The sequence below is a fragment of the Saccharopolyspora indica genome, from assembly GCF_027853965.1.
Classification (GTDB): Bacteria; Actinomycetota; Actinomycetes; order Mycobacteriales; family Pseudonocardiaceae; genus Saccharopolyspora; species Saccharopolyspora indica.
This window is the reverse complement of the sequence record NZ_JAQGLB010000002.1, coordinates 42,925-61,153: the sequence shown is the minus strand read 5'-3', so window position 1 is coordinate 61,153 and position 18,229 is coordinate 42,925. Positions and strand designations below refer to the sequence as shown.

17 protein-coding genes and 1 pseudogene are annotated in these 18,229 nt (G+C 70.8%); 8 read left to right on the top strand and 10 right to left on the bottom strand.

The genetic code is table 11. The features are described 5' to 3' along the window. Positions 1–53 precede the first annotated feature (53 nt). Positions 54–548: pseudogene (locus tag OU416_RS04115) on the top strand (MFS transporter); the annotation flags it as partial. A 67-nt stretch (positions 549–615) separates the two neighbouring features. Beyond that, complete coding sequence (locus OU416_RS04110) at positions 616–1,152, top strand: MFS transporter (protein ID WP_270926098.1); 537 nt, start codon at positions 616–618, stop codon at positions 1,150–1,152. Between the two features lie 34 nt (positions 1,153–1,186). Here the strand turns inward: OU416_RS04110 and OU416_RS04105 are convergent, their stop codons facing one another. From OU416_RS04105 to OU416_RS04095, 3 genes are all read right to left on the bottom strand, one after another. Then, complete coding sequence (locus OU416_RS04105; protein ID WP_270925469.1) at positions 1,187–3,400, bottom strand: 3-hydroxyacyl-CoA dehydrogenase NAD-binding domain-containing protein; 2,214 nt, start codon at positions 3,398–3,400, stop codon at positions 1,187–1,189. A gap of 14 nt (positions 3,401–3,414) precedes the next feature. Next, positions 3,415–4,629 carry an acetyl-CoA C-acetyltransferase gene (locus OU416_RS04100; RefSeq protein ID WP_270925468.1) on the bottom strand — a complete coding sequence of 405 codons (1,215 nt, stop codon included), beginning with the start codon at positions 4,627–4,629 and terminating at the stop codon, positions 3,415–3,417. Between the two features lie 845 nt (positions 4,630–5,474). Further along, positions 5,475–6,374, bottom strand: coding sequence for an alpha/beta hydrolase family protein (locus OU416_RS04095; protein ID WP_270925467.1), 900 nt, complete (start codon positions 6,372–6,374; stop codon positions 5,475–5,477). 120 nt (positions 6,375–6,494) lie between these two features. Between OU416_RS04095 and OU416_RS04090 the strand changes: the two genes are divergently transcribed. Beyond that, on the top strand, positions 6,495–6,878 hold the full coding sequence (locus OU416_RS04090) for a MerR family transcriptional regulator (protein WP_270925466.1): 384 nt from the start codon (positions 6,495–6,497) through the stop codon (positions 6,876–6,878). 139 nt (positions 6,879–7,017) lie between these two features. On the opposite strand, the gene OU416_RS04085 is transcribed toward OU416_RS04090, so the two are convergent. Further along, complete coding sequence (locus tag OU416_RS04085; RefSeq protein WP_270925465.1) at positions 7,018–7,251, bottom strand: hypothetical protein; 234 nt, start codon at positions 7,249–7,251, stop codon at positions 7,018–7,020. A 199-nt stretch (positions 7,252–7,450) separates the two neighbouring features. Between OU416_RS04085 and OU416_RS04080 the strand changes: the two genes are divergently transcribed. Further along, a complete protein-coding gene (locus OU416_RS04080; protein ID WP_270925464.1) occupies positions 7,451–7,900 on the top strand; it encodes a hypothetical protein in 450 nt (149 codons plus the stop codon). A 39-nt stretch (positions 7,901–7,939) separates the two neighbouring features. Here OU416_RS04080 and OU416_RS04075 read toward each other — a convergent pair whose 3' ends face one another. From OU416_RS04075 to OU416_RS04060, 4 genes are all read right to left on the bottom strand, one after another. Beyond that, on the bottom strand, positions 7,940–8,407 hold the full coding sequence (locus OU416_RS04075; protein WP_270925463.1) for an HIT family protein: 468 nt from the start codon (positions 8,405–8,407) through the stop codon (positions 7,940–7,942). Between the two features lie 114 nt (positions 8,408–8,521). After that, complete coding sequence (locus tag OU416_RS04070) at positions 8,522–9,835, bottom strand: (Fe-S)-binding protein (RefSeq protein ID WP_270925462.1); 1,314 nt, start codon at positions 9,833–9,835, stop codon at positions 8,522–8,524. Next, a complete protein-coding gene (locus OU416_RS04065; RefSeq protein WP_270925461.1) occupies positions 9,835–11,076 on the bottom strand; it encodes an FAD-binding oxidoreductase in 1,242 nt (413 codons plus the stop codon). Before OU416_RS04065 ends, OU416_RS04070 begins: the two co-directional genes overlap by 1 nt. Next, positions 11,076–12,563: an FAD-linked oxidase C-terminal domain-containing protein gene (locus OU416_RS04060; protein WP_270925460.1), complete on the bottom strand. Its 1,488-nt coding sequence runs from the start codon at positions 12,561–12,563 to the stop codon at positions 11,076–11,078. Before OU416_RS04060 ends, OU416_RS04065 begins: the two co-directional genes overlap by 1 nt. Positions 12,564–13,148: 585 nt before the next feature. On the opposite strand from OU416_RS04060, the gene OU416_RS04055 reads away from it, so the two are divergent. Genes OU416_RS04055 through OU416_RS04040 form a run of 4 tightly spaced genes read left to right on the top strand, consistent with a single transcriptional unit; the run spans position 13,149 to position 16,016 of the window. Beyond that, entirely contained in the window at positions 13,149–13,475 is a 327-nt protein-coding gene (locus OU416_RS04055; protein ID WP_093157835.1) for a hypothetical protein, read from the top strand. Next, complete coding sequence (locus OU416_RS04050) at positions 13,472–14,641, top strand: WXG100 family type VII secretion target (RefSeq protein WP_270925459.1); 1,170 nt, start codon at positions 13,472–13,474, stop codon at positions 14,639–14,641. Before OU416_RS04055 ends, OU416_RS04050 begins: the two co-directional genes overlap by 4 nt. Before the next feature lie 23 nt (positions 14,642–14,664). Further along, positions 14,665–15,438 (top strand): hypothetical protein, encoded by a 774-nt coding sequence (locus OU416_RS04045; protein WP_270925458.1) that lies wholly within the window; start codon positions 14,665–14,667, stop codon positions 15,436–15,438. Further along, positions 15,432–16,016: a hypothetical protein gene (locus OU416_RS04040; protein WP_270925457.1), complete on the top strand. Its 585-nt coding sequence runs from the start codon at positions 15,432–15,434 to the stop codon at positions 16,014–16,016. The genes OU416_RS04045 and OU416_RS04040 overlap by 7 nt, the downstream gene beginning before the upstream one ends. 175 nt (positions 16,017–16,191) lie before the next feature. Here the strand turns inward: OU416_RS04040 and OU416_RS04035 are convergent, their stop codons facing one another. Together OU416_RS04035 and OU416_RS04030 are read right to left on the bottom strand one after the other, a co-directional pair. After that, positions 16,192–17,031 carry an oxygenase MpaB family protein gene (locus OU416_RS04035; protein ID WP_270925456.1) on the bottom strand — a complete coding sequence of 280 codons (840 nt, stop codon included), beginning with the start codon at positions 17,029–17,031 and terminating at the stop codon, positions 16,192–16,194. Positions 17,032–17,034: 3 nt separating this feature from the next. Further along, positions 17,035–18,177, bottom strand: coding sequence for an alkaline phosphatase family protein (locus tag OU416_RS04030; RefSeq protein WP_270925455.1), 1,143 nt, complete (start codon positions 18,175–18,177; stop codon positions 17,035–17,037). Positions 18,178–18,229 lie beyond the last annotated feature (52 nt).

The window sequence follows — 18,229 nt, the reverse complement described above, 5'->3', positions numbered from 1 at the left end:
CTCTCGCCAAGGCACCCGTCCCGGCTCCGCTCCGCAGTCCTGTCGTGCTGTTCATGTCGCTCGCGGCTGCTCTCGGGACGTCGACCATCTACCCGCTGCAGCCCGCGATCGCGGAGGTGGCGGTCTCGCTGGGTTCCCAGGTCGCCGCTGTCGGGCTCGCGCTCGCCTGCGGGCCGGTCGGGTACCTGGTCGGGCTCAGCTTCCTCGTGCCGCTGGTCGACCGCTATTCGCCTGGGCGCGTTCTCGCAGCGCAGTTCGGAGTTCTGGCAGCCGCGTCGGGGTTGAGCGCTGCGGCGGGGAACGTGTGGGTGCTGGGGTCGGTGATCGGCGTGGTCGGAGCTTGTTCGGCTGTGGGCGCGGGCCTCAGCTCCGTCGCGGGCCGGCTCGCTCCCCCGCATCGACGCGCGACGGTTCTGGGCGTGGTGACGGCTGGGATCTCGGCGGGAATTCTCGCGGGCCGGATCGTCGGCGGGTGGCTCACCGACGAGATCGGCTGGCGCGGAATGCTTCTCGTGTTCGCCGGTGCCTGCGCGCTCGCCGCAGCGTGTTGTCTGGTGGTGTTCCCGGCCACGCGGGGTGGAACCGAGTTCGGCTACCTGGCCGCGCCGGCACGCCGTGCTCCGGGTCGCGGCCATCCGCGGCGCTCTGTGGTTCTTCGCGTTCTGCGCGGTGTGGGCCGGGCTCGCGGTAGCCCTTGCCGCGCCACCCTTCTCCTATTCGGCGGAGCGGATCGGCTGGTATGCCCTGGCTGGTCTGGCGGGTATTCCGGCGACGCAGGCCGCGGGTTCCTGGACCGACCGGGTGGGTGCCCGGCGCGTCGTGCTGGCGGGCTTGGCGCTGGCCGGGACTGCCGTGGCGGTCGGCGGGTTCGCGCTCGCGGACACCGCGGTGACGCTCGTCTGCCTGGCGCTCTTCGACGCCGGGCTGTTCGCTGCTCAGGTCGCCAACCAGAGCATCGTCCTCGCGATCGACCCCGCGGCCCCGGCGCGGTTCAACAGCGCGTACATGCTCGTGTACTTCGTGGGTGGAAGTCTCGGCACCGCCTTCGGCGCAGCAGCGGCCGAATGGTTCGGTTGGTCGATCACTGCCGTGCTCAGCGCGGTGGCCATCGGGGTTGCTGGTGCGATCACCGCGGCCGCGACCAAGGGGTAGCCGGGTGGGCGCCGGTGCGCCCACCCGGCGCGGGTCACGCCGCGGTGGCGGAGACGATCCCCTCGTCCGGTTCGCCGATGTCGAAGGGTTCACCGGCTTCGGCCCGGCGCACCAGGGAGGCGGGCGGGTCGAAGCGGGGCCCGTAGCGGTCGGCCAGTTCCCGGGCGCGGGCCACGAATCCGGCCAGGCCGCCGGGGTAGCCGTTCATGTACTGCACGACACCGCCGGTCCAGGCCGGGAAGCCGATGCCGAAGATCGAGCCGATGTTGGCGTCCGGCACCGATCGCAGCACGCCTTCGTCGAAGCACTTGACGGTTTCCAGCGCCTCCACGAACAGCATCCGCTCCCGGAGGTCCGCGATGTCCACTTCGGACGGGTCGCGGTCGGTGCCGAAGTGCTCGGCCAGGCCCGGCCACAGGCCGGTGCGCTTGCCGTCGGCGTAGTCGTAGAAACCGGCGCCGCTGGAGCGGCCCTTGCGGTCGAACTCGTCGATCATCCGGTCCAGCACCTGCTCGGCCGGGTGCGGCGTCCAGGTGCCTCCTGCCGCCTCGACCGCGCGGCGGCTCTCGTCGCGGATCTTGCGCGGCAGGGTGAAGGTGAGCTCGTCGAACAGCTGCAGGACCGGTGCCGGGAATCCGGCCTGCGCCGAGGCCTGCTCGATCGACGCCGGGTGGATGCCCTCGGCGAGCATCGACACGCCCTCGTTGAGGAAGGTGCCGATGACCCGGCTGGTGAAGAAGCCGCGGCTGTCGTTGACCACGATCGGCGTCTTCTTGATCTGCTGCACCACGTCGAAGGCGCGGGCCAGTGCCTTGTCGCTGGTGTGCTCGCCGCAGATGATCTCCACCAGCGGCATCTTGTCCACCGGGGAGAAGAAGTGCAGGCCGATGAAGTCCTCGCGGCGCCGCACGCCTTCGGCGAGGCCGGTGATCGGCAGCGTCGAGGTGTTGGAGGCGATCAGCGCGTCACCGTCGACGACGTCCTGGATCTCGCCGTAGACCTGGTGCTTGAGCTTGGTGTCCTCGAAGACGGCTTCGATCACCAGGTCGCAGCCGGTCAGCGGTTCCAGCTGGTCGGTGGGCGTGATGCGGGCCAGCAGCGCATCGGACTTCTCGCGGGTGGAGCGGCCCCGGGAGATGGCCTTCTCCTCCAGCTTGACCGAGTAGTCCTTGCCCTTCTCAGCGGCTTCGAGGGAGATGTCCTTGAGCACCACCTGCATGCCCGCCTTGGCGCAGACGTAGGCGATGCCGGCGCCCATCATGCCGCCGCCGAGCACGGCGACCTTCTTCGCCTGCCAGGTGGGTTCCCCGGACGGGCGGCTGCCGCCGGAGTTGATGTGCTGCAGGTCGAAGAAGAACGCCTTGCTCATGTTCTTGGCGGTCTGCCCGCACACGAGTTCCACGAAGTAGCGGCCCTCGATGGTCAGCGCGGTGTCGAAGTCGACCTGCGCGCCTTCCACCGCGGCGGCCATGATGTTCTTCGGCGCGGGCAGCGGGGCGCCCTTGAGCTGCTTGCGCAGGTTCGCGGGGAACGCGGGCAGGTTGGCGGCGAACTTCGGGTTCGACGGGGTGCCGCCGGGGATCTTGTGACCGGGCTTGTCCCACGGCTGGGCCGAGTCGGGGTTGGCCTTGATCCACTCCTTGGCGCGGGTCAGCAGCTGCTCGGGAGTGTCGACCAGCTCGTCGACGATGCCGATCTTCGCGGCCTTCTCCGGGCGCAGCCGCTGCCCCTGCAGCAGCACGTTGAGCAGCGCGTCGGCGATGCCCAGCATCCGCACCGAGCGGACCACGCCGCCCGCGCCGGGCAGCAGGCCGAGGGTCACCTCGGGGAACCCGAAGCGGGACTTGGGGTCGTTCAGCGCGATGCGGTGGTGGCAGGCCAGCGCGATCTCCAGGCCGCCGCCGAGCGCGGTGCCGTTGAGCGCCGCCACGACCGGGACGCCGAGGGTTTCCAGCCGGCGCAGCTGCTTCTTGACGGCGGTGGTGGTCTCGGTGACCCGCGCGGCGTCGGCGGTGCGCGCCTGGACGAGTTCGCGCAGGTCACCGCCGGCGAAGAAGGTGCTCTTCGCGGAGGTGATGACGACCCCGGAGATGTTCTCGCGCTCGTTCTCCAGGCGCTGCAGGGTTTCGTCCATGCTGCGCTGGTAGCGCTCGTTCATGGTGTTGGCCTGCTGCTGCGGGTCGTCCAGGGTCAGCACGACGATGCCGTCGGCGTCGGAGGACCAGCGGATGGTGTTCTGCTCGCTCATGTGTGATGTGTCCTTCAGCCGATGCGTTCCACGATCGTCGCGATCCCCATGCCGCCGCCGATGCACAGCGTGGCCAGGCCGTAGCGCTGGTTGCGGCGCTCCAGCTCGTCGATCAGGGTGCCCAGGATCATCGCCCCGGTGGCGCCCAGCGGGTGTCCCATCGCGATCGCGCCACCGTTGACGTTGACCTTGTCGTGGCTGACGCCGAACTCCTTCATGAACTTCAGCGGGACGGCGGCGAACGCCTCGTTGATCTCCACCAGGTCGATCTGGTCGATGCTCAGCCCGGCCCTGGCCAGGGCCTTGCGCACGGCCGGTCCGGGGCCGGTCAGCATGATCGTCGGGTCCGCGCCGCTGAGCGCGGCGGCGACGATGCGGGCGCGCGGGCGCAGACCGGTGCGCTCGCCGAGCGCTTCGCTGCCGATCAGGGCGAGGGCCGCGCCGTCGACGATGCCGGAGGAGTTGCCCGCCGTGTGCACGTGGTCGATGCGCTCGACCCAGTGGTACTTCTGCAGCGCCACGGCGTCGAACCCGCCGAGCTCGCCGATGTCGGCGAAGGACGACTTCAGCCCGCCGAGGCTGTCGGTGGTGGTGTTCGCGCGGATGTGCTCGTCGCGGTCCAGGACGACCTGGCCGTTGCGGTCGCTGACCGGCACCACCGAGCGGGCGAAGCGGCCGTCGGCCCAGGCCTTGGCGGCGCGGGTCTGCGACTCCGCGGCGTAGGCGTCCACAGTGGTCCGGTCGAAGCCCTCGATGGTGGCGATGAGGTCGGCACCGATGCCCTGCGGCACGAACGCCGTGTCGTAGTTCGTCTCGGGGTCCAGCGCCCAGGCGCCGCCGTCGGAGCCCATCGGCACCCGGGACATGGATTCGACGCCGCCGGCGAGCACGGCGTCCTCCCAGCCGGAGCGCACCTTCTGCGCGGCGATGTTGACGGCCTCCAGGCCCGAGGCGCAGAAGCGGTTGAGCTGCACGCCGCTGACCGTCTCCGGCAGCCCGGCGGCCAGCGCGGCGGTCTTGGCGATGTCGCCGCCCTGGTCGGAGACCGGCGAGACGACGCCGAGCACGACGTCGTCGATCAGCGCGGGATCCAACTCGGGATGACGGCGCTGCAGCTCCTGGATGAGGCCCACGACCAGGCTGATCGGTTTGACCCCGTGCAGCGACCCGGTTTTCTTGCCGCGACCGCGCGGTGTGCGGATCGCGTCGTAGACGAACGCCTCGGACATGTGCGGCGTGCCTCCTCGTTGCGGCAGGTACTCCACTCAGAGTGTGACACCAATGCTGTCACAGTCAATGGCTGCCGCACCGCGATCTCGGCCGGTTCCAGTCCTCCGCGTGAAAGCATGGGAACCTTCCTGTCACCGAGCGCGCCGTTCCCGCGGTGCGAGCATGGGAACCTTCCTGTCACCACCAGATGCCGGGCGAGGTGATCCGGTGCCGGGTGCGCAGGGACCGTGCACGGATGGACGCGGGCATCCGGGTGCAGGCCGTGCTCCGTACGAACGGTTCGGCGAACTGGGCGTTCCGCAGGTGGGCGCGGGCCTGCCAGCTCTCGGGACATGACGATCGAACAGGGAGCGAAACCGTCCGGGCAGGGCGAAAAGCCCTGAGGGCACCAGGTGGCCGGCCGCTGCTCGGCCATCTGAAAGCCCTGATCATCGATCCGCTGGGGCTGCTGGCCGCACCTGGGCGAGGTGGTGGAACTCCGGTTCGGCCGGACGCCGACGTACGTGGTGCGCTCGCCCGCGGCGGCCCAGCAGGCGCGCAAGTGCTGCTGAGCCCCCTACGTGCTGCACCACCGTCCCGACCTCTTCCCACTCCCGGAGAACTTCGACCCGCGCAGGTGGGAGGGGCGCGCCCCGCACCGGCCCCGAAGGCTGGCTCCCCTTCGGGGCCGGGGAATCGAAGTGCATCGGCTACGAACTCGCTTTCGTGGACCTGAACCTGTCCCTCGCCTGGATCGCCCGGCTCTGCCCCGCAGCTGTGCGCCCACGGCCGCGACTGCACCTGGAGCCGCACGGTCTCACCCTCCAGCTGGCCGAGCGGAACCCGCGCTGACCTGCCGGAGCCGTCACTTGGATTCGATGCGCCCCATGGCGGCTGCCAGCGACTCCTGCGCCGCTTTCCAAGACTCGTCTTCGATGTCGAGGGAGTGGCGGAGGTAGGCCCACGTGACGCGCTGGAGCAGTGCGACGCGGGCGGGGTTCTCGTCCGTGGTCTCCCTGGCCTCGTAACCGGCGATCCCACCCAGCGAGTGCTCCGCGCCGAACAGGGTGAGCAGGCTTTTCGGACCTGGGCTGAGGAAGTACGGGTCAGCGAGCCAGTCCGGCCCCCGGACCGACAGCGGCAGGTCGTCGGCGTCTCCGGCGACGACGAGGGCGGGAGTCGTCATGGTCGCGAAGTCCGGGTTCATGAACGGGAAGTGCTCGGCCGCGAACGGCGTCAGGTCGGCTCCACCGCGGCCGGCCGTGGCGAGCAGGACACCTGCCTTGACCCGCGGGTCGGACAGGTCCGCCGCCATTGCGCTCACCGGGTCCCGGACGCGCAGTCCCAGCAGGTTTCCCGCCGTCTGGCCGCCGAAGGAGTGCCCGGCGGCCGCGATGCGGCTCCGGTCCGGGCGGCCGCGGAGGCCGGGGACGGCGGCTTCCAGCAGATCGAGCTGGTCCAGGACGAGTTTCACGTCCTCGACGCGGTGGCGCCAGATCCGCGGTGTGCGGGGGTCGTCCTGGGCGAGCCCCACCGTTCTGGAATCGAGGTGGGTCGGCTGGATCACCACGAATCCGTGCGCGGCCCAGAAGTCGGTCAGCGGGCCGTAGCCGTGGTGCGACGAGCCGAAGCCGTGCGAGAAGACGACGACCGGCAGTCCGCTCCCGCGAACCGGAGCGGAGATCCGCACCTTCAGGTCTTCGCCGCGGCCCGGCGCTTCCAGCAGCACCGGCTGGACCGACACGACTGGGACGGGTTCGAGCACGGCAAGTCCTCCTCGAGATTTCCGCGAACGCGCGGGCTCCGGTCCGACGCGGAATACGCTAGGACCTGACGTTGACGTCAGGGGCAAAGGCGAATGCCGGAGATCACACCTGGAGGTGCGGTGCGCATCGGGGAACTCGCGGCCAGAGCGAAGGTCAGCGTTCGGGCGCTGCGGTACTACGAGGAGCAAGACCTGCTCATCGCGGAGCGCAGCCCCAGCGGCCAGCGGCACTACCCGGACAGCGCGGCGGATCGCGTCCAGCTCATCCAGCAGCTCTACGCCGCCGGGTTGTCGAGCAAGTCGATCCGGGACCTGCTGCCCTGCGTGGTGGACGGCGAAGCCACGCCTGAGCTGCTCGACCGGCTCTCGGCCGAGCGCGACCGGATCGACGGGCAGATCGGCGAGCTGGTGAGCGCCCGGAACCGGCTCGACGGCGTCATCACCAACGCCACCGCGAACCTGCGGACCGGGCAGCACTGCGGCCCTCGAGGCGGGCGAACGTGACGGAGACGCCGGCCCGGCAGGTGTGCTCGCGGTGAGCGAGGAGGCCCGCCTCGAACGCCTGGGGCCGGTCGCGGGAGCTTGACGGGTGCTGGTCGGCGGCCGCACCGCATCGTGCGAGGCGCGACCGGCGACCGGACGACTACTTGATGCCGAAGTCGTGCTCCACGTCCACACCGCCCTCGCCCAGACTCGCCCCCACCGCCGACGGAGAGGTCGTCACGTGCCCGGCGGGGTCGAACGAGATCGAGAACTTGCCCTTCTGAGCGATGTCGGCGAAGTGGAGGCCGTCACGGGGTGAGCGGCCGTCACCAGATTCGACGCGCGCGGCGGTCCTCGACCGGCCCTCACCGCTGGAGGGAGGGATTGCCCTCACCGACGGATCCGGCAGGCGCTGCGGAGGGGCGGGTGACAGGAAGGTTCCCATGCTCGCACCGGCTCGGCCGGTGGCCTCGCGGGCCGGAACGTCGTCCGGGAGTGAGAGCTTGGCGTCACCACCAGCGCGAACAGGCCGCGCAGCGCGCGGCGCCCGGTAGGCTCCGCGGCGGGGATCCGGCCGAGCGGGGAGGTGGAGCATGACCAGGTCCGACGTGCGGAAGGGCTCCGCGAGGTCGAGGTTCTGGTTCGGCGTGCTGATCGCCGTCACCGCCGGATGGCTCACCTTCATCTCGGTGCAGATCTACACCGATCCGAACAACGTCGACCGCGGCGGGGCCACCCCCGAAGAGCTCCGCGGCAAGGTCGAGACGGCGCTCGCGGCAGCGGATCCGCAGAAGCTCCTCGCCGCCTTCGCCCGGGGCTCGGGCTCCGACGACGACTACGTCAAGGCCTACCTCGGCAAGTGGAACGCGGTCGGGAAGAGCGACACCACCGTCGATCTCGTCCGGTTCGGCGATGCGCAGGCCGTGGTGGCGAGGTTCGCCGCGGACGGCACCGCGCTCTGCTCGGGCTGGAACGTCGTCCGGGACGGTGAGCGGTTCGTGCTGGACCCGGCGCCCGCCGTCCTGCCGGTGTCCTGCAGCTGACCGTTCCGCGCTTGCGAGGATGGGAACCTTCCTGTCATCTCAAGCGTCGAGCACCGCCCGGTACCGGGTGCAGATCGCGGACACCGCCGCCTCGTCCGGCATGTCGGATTCGGCGAACATCGCCGTCTGCAGCGCGGGCCCGTAGGCGCCGTACTGGTCCATCAGTTCGCGGGTGGCGGGCTGCAGGACGAAGTGGATGTGCCCGGGCACGCCACCCGAGTGCGACCACAGGCACGCGTAGACCTGCTCCGGGCGCAGGACTTCCTCGATCGCGGCAGTCACCCGCCGCAAGAGCGGCCCGAGCTCGGCGCTCTCCTCCGCGGTCAGCTCCGCGATGTGCAGGACGTGGCGGAGCGGCTTGACCACCAGCGCACCGACGCCGAGCGGACCGATGCAGTGCTCCACCACCCAGAACCGGGTCGCGTGCACCCGCCCGCCCGGGAGGTGGGTCGCGCCGGAGGAAAGGTCGCAGGCCAGGCAGCCGGACTGCCCTTCCTGATCGGTCAACGGTCGTCCCCTCGTCGTCACCGGGCCCCGCTCGCGGACCCGTGACAGGAAGGTTCCCATGCTCGCACCGGCGGACGTCGCGACGGCGGGGCTCGCACCGGCCCCGCCGTCGGGTCAGTCGCGCAGCAGGGCCTCGACGCCCAGGCCGCGGATCGAGGCGTCCAGGACCTGGACCGTGTGCGCCATGGCCAGGTGCTCACCGCGGCGCTCCAGCGCGGTGCGGATCTGCATCGAGCAGCCCGGGTTGGCCGTGACCAGCAGGCGCGCCCCGGTGGCCAGGACGTGGTCGGCCTTGCGGTCGCCCAGTTCCCGCGCCGGTTCCGGTTGGAGCAGGTTGTAGACGCCCGCCGAACCGCAGCACAGCTCGCCGCGGCTGATCTCGCGGATCTCCAGGCCGGGGATCGCGCGCAGCAGCTCGCGCGGTTGGGAGCGGATGCCCTGGCCGTGCGCCAGGTGGCAGGCGTCGTGGTAGGCGACCTCGACCGGGAGCGGGTGGCGTTCGGCGACCGGGCCGAGTTCGACCAGCAGCTCGGCGATGTCGCGCACCCGGGCCGAGAACGCCTCGGCCTTCGCCGCGTACTCGGGGTCGTCCTGCAGGAGGCGCGGGTATTCCTTGAGCGTCGATCCGCAGCCGGCCGAGTTGATGACGACGTAGTCCACGTCGGACCGTTCGAACACGTCGAGCAGGTCGCGCGCGAACTTCACCGCTTCGGCTTCCCGGCCCGAGTGCTCGCTGAGCGCGCCGCAGCAGCCCTGCGCGCGGGGGATCACGACGTCGCAGCCCTCGGCGGCGAGGATGCGGGCCGTCGCGGCGTTGACGTCGGGGAAGAACGCGCTCTGCACGCAGCCGGTGATCATCCCGATGGTGGCGCGCCGCTTGCCCCGCGCCGGAACCCGGTGGCCGAGCTTGGGTGCGCGGGTGATCGGCGGTGCCAGGGATTCCATCGCCTGCAGGCCTTCGGGCAGCTTCGCCATCAGCCCGGACTTCTTGGCCAGCTTGCCCAGGCCCAGCCGCTGGTAGAGCGCCAGCGGCCCGCGCAGTGCTCTGAGCCGCCGCGGGTACGGGAACAGGGTGAAGATCGCGGTGCGCATGAGGCGCTCCCACTTGCCGCGCTCGTGCCGCCGCTCCACCTGCGCGCGCGTTTCGGTGATCAGCGTCCCGTACTGCACACCGGACGGGCAGGCGCTCACGCACGCCATGCAGCCCAGGCAGGCGTCGAAGTGCCCGACCATGGTGTCGGTCAGCGGCTCGCCCTCCAGGCCTTCCTTCATCAGGTAGATGCGGCCGCGCGGCGAGTCCATCTCCTCGCCCCACAGGTCGTAGGTGGGGCAGGTCGGCAGGCAGAACCCGCAGTGCACGCAGTCGTCGACGAGTTCGCGCTGCGGCGGGTGGTGGGCGTCGAAGGCACCAGGGCGGGTCTCGGTCATCAGATTCCTCCCACGAACCGGCCCGGGGCGAGCCGGTGCTCCGGGTCGAACTGGTCCTTGGTCCGGCGCATCAGGGTCAGCAGTCCCGGCGCGACCGGGCCCCACGGGTCGATCGCGGCGAGGACGGCTCGCGGTGCTCGTTCCACCACCGCGTACTCGCAGCGGGCCCGCAGCGCGGTGACCAGTTCGGCGACCGCGGCCGGATCGGTGTCGGCGGGCAGGCCCGCGTGCAGCACGCCGAGCCCGGCGGCGCCGCGAGTCGTCACCGGGAGTCCGCCGGCCGCGTCCTGGATCGCGGCGAGCAGTTGCGGCAGCTTCGCGGGTTCGGCGGCCACGCGCAGGCCGGTTCCGGCCGGTTCGAACGGGTGGCTCCCCCACCACTCCGGTGCTCGTTCCAGCACTTCCGCCCCGTGGCCGAGCGTCGCGGCCAGCTCCGCGGCCCGGTCGTGCGTCGCCGCCGGGCGGCCTTCGAGCTGCGCGCACACCGCGATCGGCCCGTCCGGCCGTGCGCGGTCGAGCTCGATCGCGGTGGGCACCGCCTGCGAGTGCCGGATCTCGTCGGCCAGGGCGCCTGCCGTCGCCGGGTCGGTGGTGGTGACCGAGATCCAGCGGTGTTCGGCGGCCACCGGGTGGAGGCGGAACACCGCTTCGGTGATCACGCCGAGGGTGCCGAAGGAGCCGGTGTAGAGCTTGCCGAGGTCGTAGCCCGCGACGTTCTTGACCACCTTGCCGCCCGCCGTGGTCACCGTCCCGTCGGCGCGCACCACGGTGATGCCGATGAGCAGGTCGCGCACTCCGCCGAAGAGGTGGCGGCAGGGGCCGGAGGTGCCGGTGGCCACGACGCCGCCCACGGTCGCGGTCGGCAGCGGCTGGTCGATCGCGAGCTGCTGACCGGCGGCGCGCACGGTGTCGCCGACCTCGGCGACCGGGGTGCCGGCCAGGGCGTGCACGACGAGATCGCCCGCCGCGTGCTCGACGATGCCGGTCGCCGCGGAGACGTCGAGCAGCAGGTCGACGGCCGCTGGTGCGGCGCCCCAGTCGAGCTTGCTGCCGGAGCCCTTCGGCACCACCCGCAGCCCGTGCTCGGCGGCCACCTTCATCGCCGCCGAGGCGCTCTCGGTGCTGTCCACCGTGGCCACCCATTGTGGACGGACACCGCACACCGCGTCCGGTTCGGCTGCGTCGCGCACGTTCTCCGCGCCCAGCGCGGCGGCGAGCGCGTCCTTGGTCGTGGTGGGCATCAGAACTGGTCCGCCAATCCCGCTTCGGTCAGTGGGTGCACGCCGCGCCGGGGCCCGGGGACCTCGCCGCAGAGCCTCGGGGTCGGGAAAACCTTGCCCGGGTTGCAGATCCCGACCGGGTCGAAGGCGCAGCGCACGCGCTGCATGGTGTCCAGGTCGTCGGCGGTGAACATGCGGCCCATGTACTTGACCTTGTCCGCGCCGACGCCGTGCTCCCCGGTGATCGAGCCGCCGTGCTCGATGCACAGGTCGAGGATCGCGCCGGATACCTGCTCGGCGCGCTCGTTGGCCCCGGGCTCGGAATCGTCGAAGAGCACCAGCGGGTGCAGGTTGCCGTCGCCGGCGTGGAAGACGTTGGCGACCCGCACCCCGGATTCGGCGGACAGCCGGGCGATGCGGCCGAGCACTTCGGGCAGCGCCGTCCGCGGGATCACCCCGTCCTGCACGATGTAGTCGGGGCTGATGCGGCCGACCGCGGCGAACGCGGACTTGCGGCCCTTCCAGATCATCGCCCGCTCGTGGTCGTCGGCGGCGACCCGGATCTCGAACGCCCCGTGCGCCCCGCAGTGCCGCTCCACCTCGGCGAAGGTGTGCTCGACCTCGGCGGCCGGGCCGTCCAGCTCGACGACCAGCACCGCGCCCGCGCCTTCCGGGTAGCCGCAGTGCACGGCCTGCTCGGCCGCTTCGATGGCCAGCGCGTCCATCATCTCGATCGCGGCGGGCGTGACGCCGTCGGCGATGATCGCCGACACCGCCGCCCCGGCCTCGTCGGTCGACGGGAACCCGGCGAGCAGCGTCTGCACGGACTCGGGTTTGCGCAGCAGCCGGACGGTGATCTTGGTGACCACGCCGAGGGTGCCTTCGCTGCCGATGAACGCGCCGAGCAGGTCGTAGCCGGCGGTCTCCCGCGCCGGGCCGCCGAGCTCGACCACGTCGCCGTCGGGTGTGACGACTTCGAGCGCGAGGATGTGGTTGGTGGTGAACCCGTACTTGAGGCAGTGCGCCCCGCCGGAGTTCTCGGCGACGTTGCCGCCGACCGAGCAGACCTGTTGGCTGGAGGGGTCCGGCGCGAAGTAGTAGCCGCGGTCCTGGACGGCCCTGGTGACGTCGAGGTTGATCACGCCGGGCTCCACCACGGCGCGCTCGTTGGCCAGGTCGATCTCCAGGATCCGCCGCATCTTCGCGGTCACCACCAGCACGCCGGAGGAGTGCGGGAGCGCCCCGCCGGACAACCCGGTGCCCGATCCGCGCGCCACGAAGGGAACCTCGTGCTCGGCGCAGATCCGGACGACGTCGCGAACCTGCTCAGCGGTCTCCGGCAGCACGACGACGGCGGGCACGACGCGGTAGCTGGCCAGGCCGTCGCACTCGTAGGTGCGCAGCTGCTGCGGATCGGTGATCACCATGCCCGGTGGCAGCGCGGCGCGGAACTGGTGGACGACCTGTTCCAGCGCGTGCCGCTCGGTCTCGGTGCTGGTCGACTGCATTGCTCAGCCTCCCGGAGATATTCCGCCCTGCGGAAAACCCGTTCCGTTCAAGGCGGAACCTTATGTTGTTCACAACATAGATACAAGAGGTGGACAAGATTGTCCGCACGATCTGATTGTGCCCCCAGCGAGCGCGCGAAACCCGCCCGGCGCGCGCTCGGATGACAGGAAGGTTCCCATCCTCGCACCAGGCCGACCCGCCGGATGGAGCCAGCGGAACCGCTCCCCCGGGCCGCGCGGAGGTGACAGGAAGGTTCCCATGCTCGCACCCGAACTGCCGAGAATGTCCGCGAAATCCTTTTGATCGCACTCTCCGGGAGTGCGGATGACAGGAAAGTTCCCATGCTCGCATCCCGAACGCCGGGCAACGGCCGAAACATCCGCTATGCGCACTTCTGCGATGGGAGAGGCGGGAAGGTGCCCTTGATGTCACCGAAACCCCAGGTAGGCTGTTTCGAACATCATTTCGCGATCGTCCGGACCGGCACGGCGGGACTCCGCGAAATCGGCTGGAACCGATAACGCCCGAACAACGTCGAAGCCGGTGACTTCGGCGATCAGACGTTCTTACTCGAGGGGGACACCGTGGGTGGCGAGCTGAAGATGACGCCCGGCACGTTGTCCGGGCACGGCAGCGGCTCGGAGAGCTTGGCCGACAAGTTCGGGCAGCTGGCCCAGCTGCTGGAGCAGGCGCGAACCGACGACCAGTGCTTCGGCCCGATCGGCAACGCCGTGGGCATCAGCGACAAGTACTTCGAGACGCTGCAGGGCTGCCAGGAGATGGCCCAGAAGGCCCAGCAGTTCCTCACCGAGACCAAGCAGGCGCTCGAGGACACCGTCAAGGACTACGACGAGACCGAGCAGCAGATCATCGAAATGCTGAACAAGGCCGGGGAAGGACTTGCGGGATGAGCGGGCCGGGAACCTTCGAAGAGCTCAACCAGGGCGACGCCACCCGCAAGAACTGGGCCGAGCAGACCCTGACCCGCGGCTCGTCCGCGGCCAACGCCGCCTACGGCATGCGGGACGCGGCGATCAACACCAACGGCGGCAACCTCGCGGACGGCTCCGCCGCCCCGGAGTGGACCTCCGCGGTCATCTCGGCGCGCCAGGAGCAGATGGAGCTGCTGTCGAACCCGGGCCAAGCGCTGCTGGACAACGGTCTCGGCTTCCTGGTGTCGATCGTGATGACCCCGCTGATCGAGATCGCCGAGCAGGCCATCGGCGACCCCGAGCAGATGCGCGCCACCGGCAAGGGCTGGGAGCAGGTCGCGTCGTGGCTCGACGAGGTCGGCGACCAGGAACCCAAGCGTGCTGAGGCGACCGCCGAGAGCTGGGTCGGCCAGGACGGCGACGCCTTCCGCAAGCAGATGACCGAGTTCGGCGAAGGTTCCAAGGCGCTGGCCGAGGACGTCCGCGGGCTCAAGGAAACCCTCGACGGCATCGCGGACATGTTCGACATGTTCGTCGAGCTCGTCATCAACATCCTGACCGAGCTGATCATCAGCCTGATCGTCCAGTGGCTCGCCGCGCTCGCCGCGTCGTGGATCACCGCAGGCGCCTCGGTGGGCGCCGCGGGCGCGACCACGACGGCGTCGGTCGGCATCACCGGCGGCCGCATCGCCACCCAGGTCGCCAAGATCCAGGCCCAGCTCTACAAGTGGCTGAAGAAGCTCGAAGAGCTGCTCAACAAGATCCGCGAATCCGGCAAGCTCGGCAAGCTGCTCACCAGGGGGATCTCGAAGAGCAAGACCGAGGTGGTGAAGGATCCCAACACCGGCGAGGTCCTGCGCGAGTTCGCCACCTCCAAGACCAGCAACGTCTTCATGAAGGGCCAGGGGCTGCACAAGACCGGCGAAGAAGCGCTGGCCGCCAACCTCGCGGGCAAGGCGATCGGCGGGGTGCTCGGCGGCGAGACGTCGATCGGCAAGGCCGTCGCCGCAGGTACCATCGAGACCGCTGAAGGACAGGCGATCAAGCAGATCCCGAAGGCGATGTACGACGAAGCGGACCAGCGGATCAGCGGTGAGCTCACCCCGGAGGAGAGCAAAGCCGCGCAGGAGAAGGGTTTCTCCTGACCGCGATGCGGACGGAATAGCGGATGACCTACAACGTGGAACACCTGGTCCTGAGCGCCAGGTCCTGGTGGTGCACGCCGGGCGAGCCCATCACGTGGGCCTTCCCGGATCCGTTCCACATCCCGCTGTTCGAGGTCGCCGGCCTGGACGAGCACGGCAAGCGCAAGCGCGGACTGGCGTCCCGCGCGCTGTTCCAGGCCGGTGCGCTCTCGATGCGGGTCTCCGCCGTCTTCAACTCGGTCGACGAGCAGGCCGACAACCGGAACTCGCCGTCGGCCATCGTTTCGGCGCGCGACGCCGATGCTCTGGCCGTGCGGATGAGCGGCACCTCCGGTGAGAGGTCTCCCGGCGAGAAGCCGGGAATCCTGGTGGCGACGCCGACCCGGCTGGCGCTGCTGGAGGTCGCCGAACTCCCGGAAGGCTCCCGCGACTGGCTCGACAAGGGCATGGACAAGATCATGCAGGCGACGGGCCCCGTCGGCAGGTTCGCCGACGACTTCGCGGGCGCCATGAGCAGCACGATCAACAACAAGGGACGGTTCTTCGACCACGGCGAGCAGGTCCAGACACCTGAGGTCGTCGAGAAGGCCTGCATCGACCTGAACCAGGTCCTCGGCTACGACGTCGGTGAGCGCGCATTCCGGCGGCCGGGTTACGAGAAGGACGACCGGAGCGGGACCTACCTGCAGATCACCTTCGCGGATCAGTCGCGGCTCGAGCTCCAGATGCCGTCGAAGGCCAACCCGAACCGGGTTCTCGCACTCGTCCGCAACACGCTTGGGGGATCGTCGTGGTAGCCCGGCCGGCCGACGTGGTGAAGGTGGCCGAGCACGGCTGGCTGCAGCGAGGTGAGGCGTTCCACCGGATCTTCGAACGCCGACCGGGATATCTGGCCTCCACCGTGGCCGGTCGGACCAGCGTTCCGCACACGCCGGTCAACCCGGTGCCGAAGTGCACCCAAGCGGTGTCGGAGACCTACCTGAAGCCGTCCGAGCTCACCACCCGCGGCGACCACCTCGGCGACGAGTGGGTGCACGACCGGGGAATCCGCGGCTGGGCGACCGCGGCCGACGGCGGTCGGCTCGCCGTGCAGGTCGCCGACGTGCTGACCGCCGGAAACGGCTACGCCTGGCTGGTGGCCACAGACCAGCGCATCGCGGTGGTCATCCCGGCCCGGTTCGTCGACCTGCCCCCGCACCAGATCCCGCCACCGGCACCGCTGCCCGGCCTGAACACCTCGCTGATCACGTGGTGGCAGCAGCCGACGAACGCGGTGGCCGGAATCCGCGACGTGCTGCTGGGGCGGACGATCGACGGTGATCCTTTCGTCTCGATCGACTTCGCCGACGGCTCCAACCTGCTGCTCCGCCAGTGATCCTGCCTCCGCCCAGGACGGGCGCGGCGCTCGCCTGACAGGAAAGTTCCCATCCTCCACGTCGCTCGCCGGTGGCCGACGGGGAAGTTCCCCTGCTCCCGCGCACGGCCGGCATGACAGGAAGGTTCCCATGCTCGCAGTCCGGTGACAGGAAAGTTCCCATGCTTTCAAGGCGTCACGGGCCGCTGGGGACTCCGGTGGTGGGCGAAGCCGCCGCACCGAGCCGGTCCAGTGCGCGCTGGACGTGATCACCCGGGTAGCGGAAGCGCAGCTGGTCCGGGACTGCCAGTCCCGCCGTGCGGAAGCCGCGCAGTCCGGCCGCGACCACCGGCGGTGGGTAGGCCGCGCGGTCGTGGATGCGGCGCGCCCAGTCCGGCAGCACCGAGTACGCCAGGTGGCCGAGCGGCCGGTAGCCGAGGTTCACCGGGAGCAGCCACCACGGCGCGAACGGGCGGTGCAGGAAGCGGTAGATCAGGTCGGAGTCGTCGGTGCGGCGCAGCTGCGGGCGCATCCGGGCGAAGTAGGCCGCCATCTCCCGGCTCGAGCCGGGCACGTCGGCGGGCTCCAGCCCGACCAGCGCCGCCGACCTGCGCTGTTCGTCGAAGTACTGGTCCAGCTGGGCGGTGGTCAGCGGGAACCCGGCGCGGCGCACCACTCCGGCGAAGGACGTGACTTCCGCGCAGTGCACCCAGCGCAGCAGCTCCGGCTCGTCGAGCCTGATCTGCTCGCCGGTCCGGCGGTCGGTTCCGCGCAGCTTGCGGTGCACGCCGCGAACCCGGGCCGCCGCCGTCTCGGCTTCGGCCGTGGTGCCGTAGGTCGTGGTGGCGACGAAGTCGCCGGTGCGCTGGAGCCGTCCCAGCGGGTCGTCCTGGAACCGCGAGTTCTGCACCACGGCGGCCACCGCTCGCGGGTGCAGCGCTTGCAGGTAGAGGCTGCAGACCCCGGCGATCCACATCGCCGGATCCGCGTGCAGGTGCCAGGTCACGGTCCGCGGCCCGAACACGCCCTCGTCCACCGGTCAACCGCCCAGCACCAGCAGCGGGATCAGCTGCTCGGCCGCGGTCAGCGATCCGTGCTGGCCGCGCAGCGCGGCCTCGCCCGGTTCGGCCACCGACCGGATCACCTCGGACTCCCGCATGACCGCCAGCACGTCGCCGATGCGCGGGCGCACCGGGTCGGCCACCACCGGGCCGAACCAGCCCTCGTCGATCGCCTGCTCACCGGTCAGCACCAGGCCCTGATCGCCGATCTGCTCCCGCCAGGCGGCGAGCACGTCGGCGAGCGCACCGGGTTCGGCGTAGACGTGCCGGGCCCGCGCTTCGCCACCGAGCAACCGGACTCCGTCCCGCAGCACCGGGTCGGTGTCGGCGTCGAACGCGGTGGCGGGGTCGGCTTCGACCATGCCGTGGTCGGCGATCACCGCCAGCACGGCGCCCGGCGGCAGCCGGTCGGCCAGCATCGCCACCAGGCCGTCGAGCTGGGTCAGCTGCAGGCGCCACGGCAGCGATCCCGGTCCGTGCACGTGGCCGAGCAGGTCGAGGTGACCGTGGTAGCCGTAGCACAGCGCGGGGCCGTCGGCGTTGAGCGCGTCCAGCAGTTCCGCGGCCAGGTCCCCGAACGCGCGCTGGCCGCGGAACTCGGCGCCACGCATCGCGGCGCGGGTCAGACCGCTGCCCTCGAACTCGGCGGGCACCGCGGTCCGCACGTCGACTCCGGCCGCCGCGGCCCGTTCGAGCACCGTCGTCATCGGCTGCACCTGCTCCGGCGGCCAGCGATCCAGCAGGCTCCGGTGGTCACCGCGCGATGACCAGCTCAGCGGGTGCAGCAGGCCGCCGGACGGTTCGGCGAAGGTGTAGCCGACGAGCCCGTGCTCCCCGGCGCACCGGCCGGTGCCCAGCGAGGTGATGCTGGTGACCGTGGTGGTCGGGAATCCGGCCGTCAGCGGCGGCCTGGTCAGCAGGCTCGCCAGGAACGGGGCGTCCGCGGCGTGGTCGCGCAGCAGGTCGTGGCCGAGCCCGTCGACCAGCAGCACCGCGGCGTTCCGGCACTCCGGGAATCCGATGGTGTCGGTGAACCCGGCCACCCCCAGCGAGCCGAGCAGGGACGGCAGGACGTCGGGCAGCGCCCGCCCGTTCCCGTCGGGAGCGACGATCCAGTCCATGGCATCGAACCTGCCACGCGAGTGCGCCGTCGGGCTAGAGCCCGATGGCGCA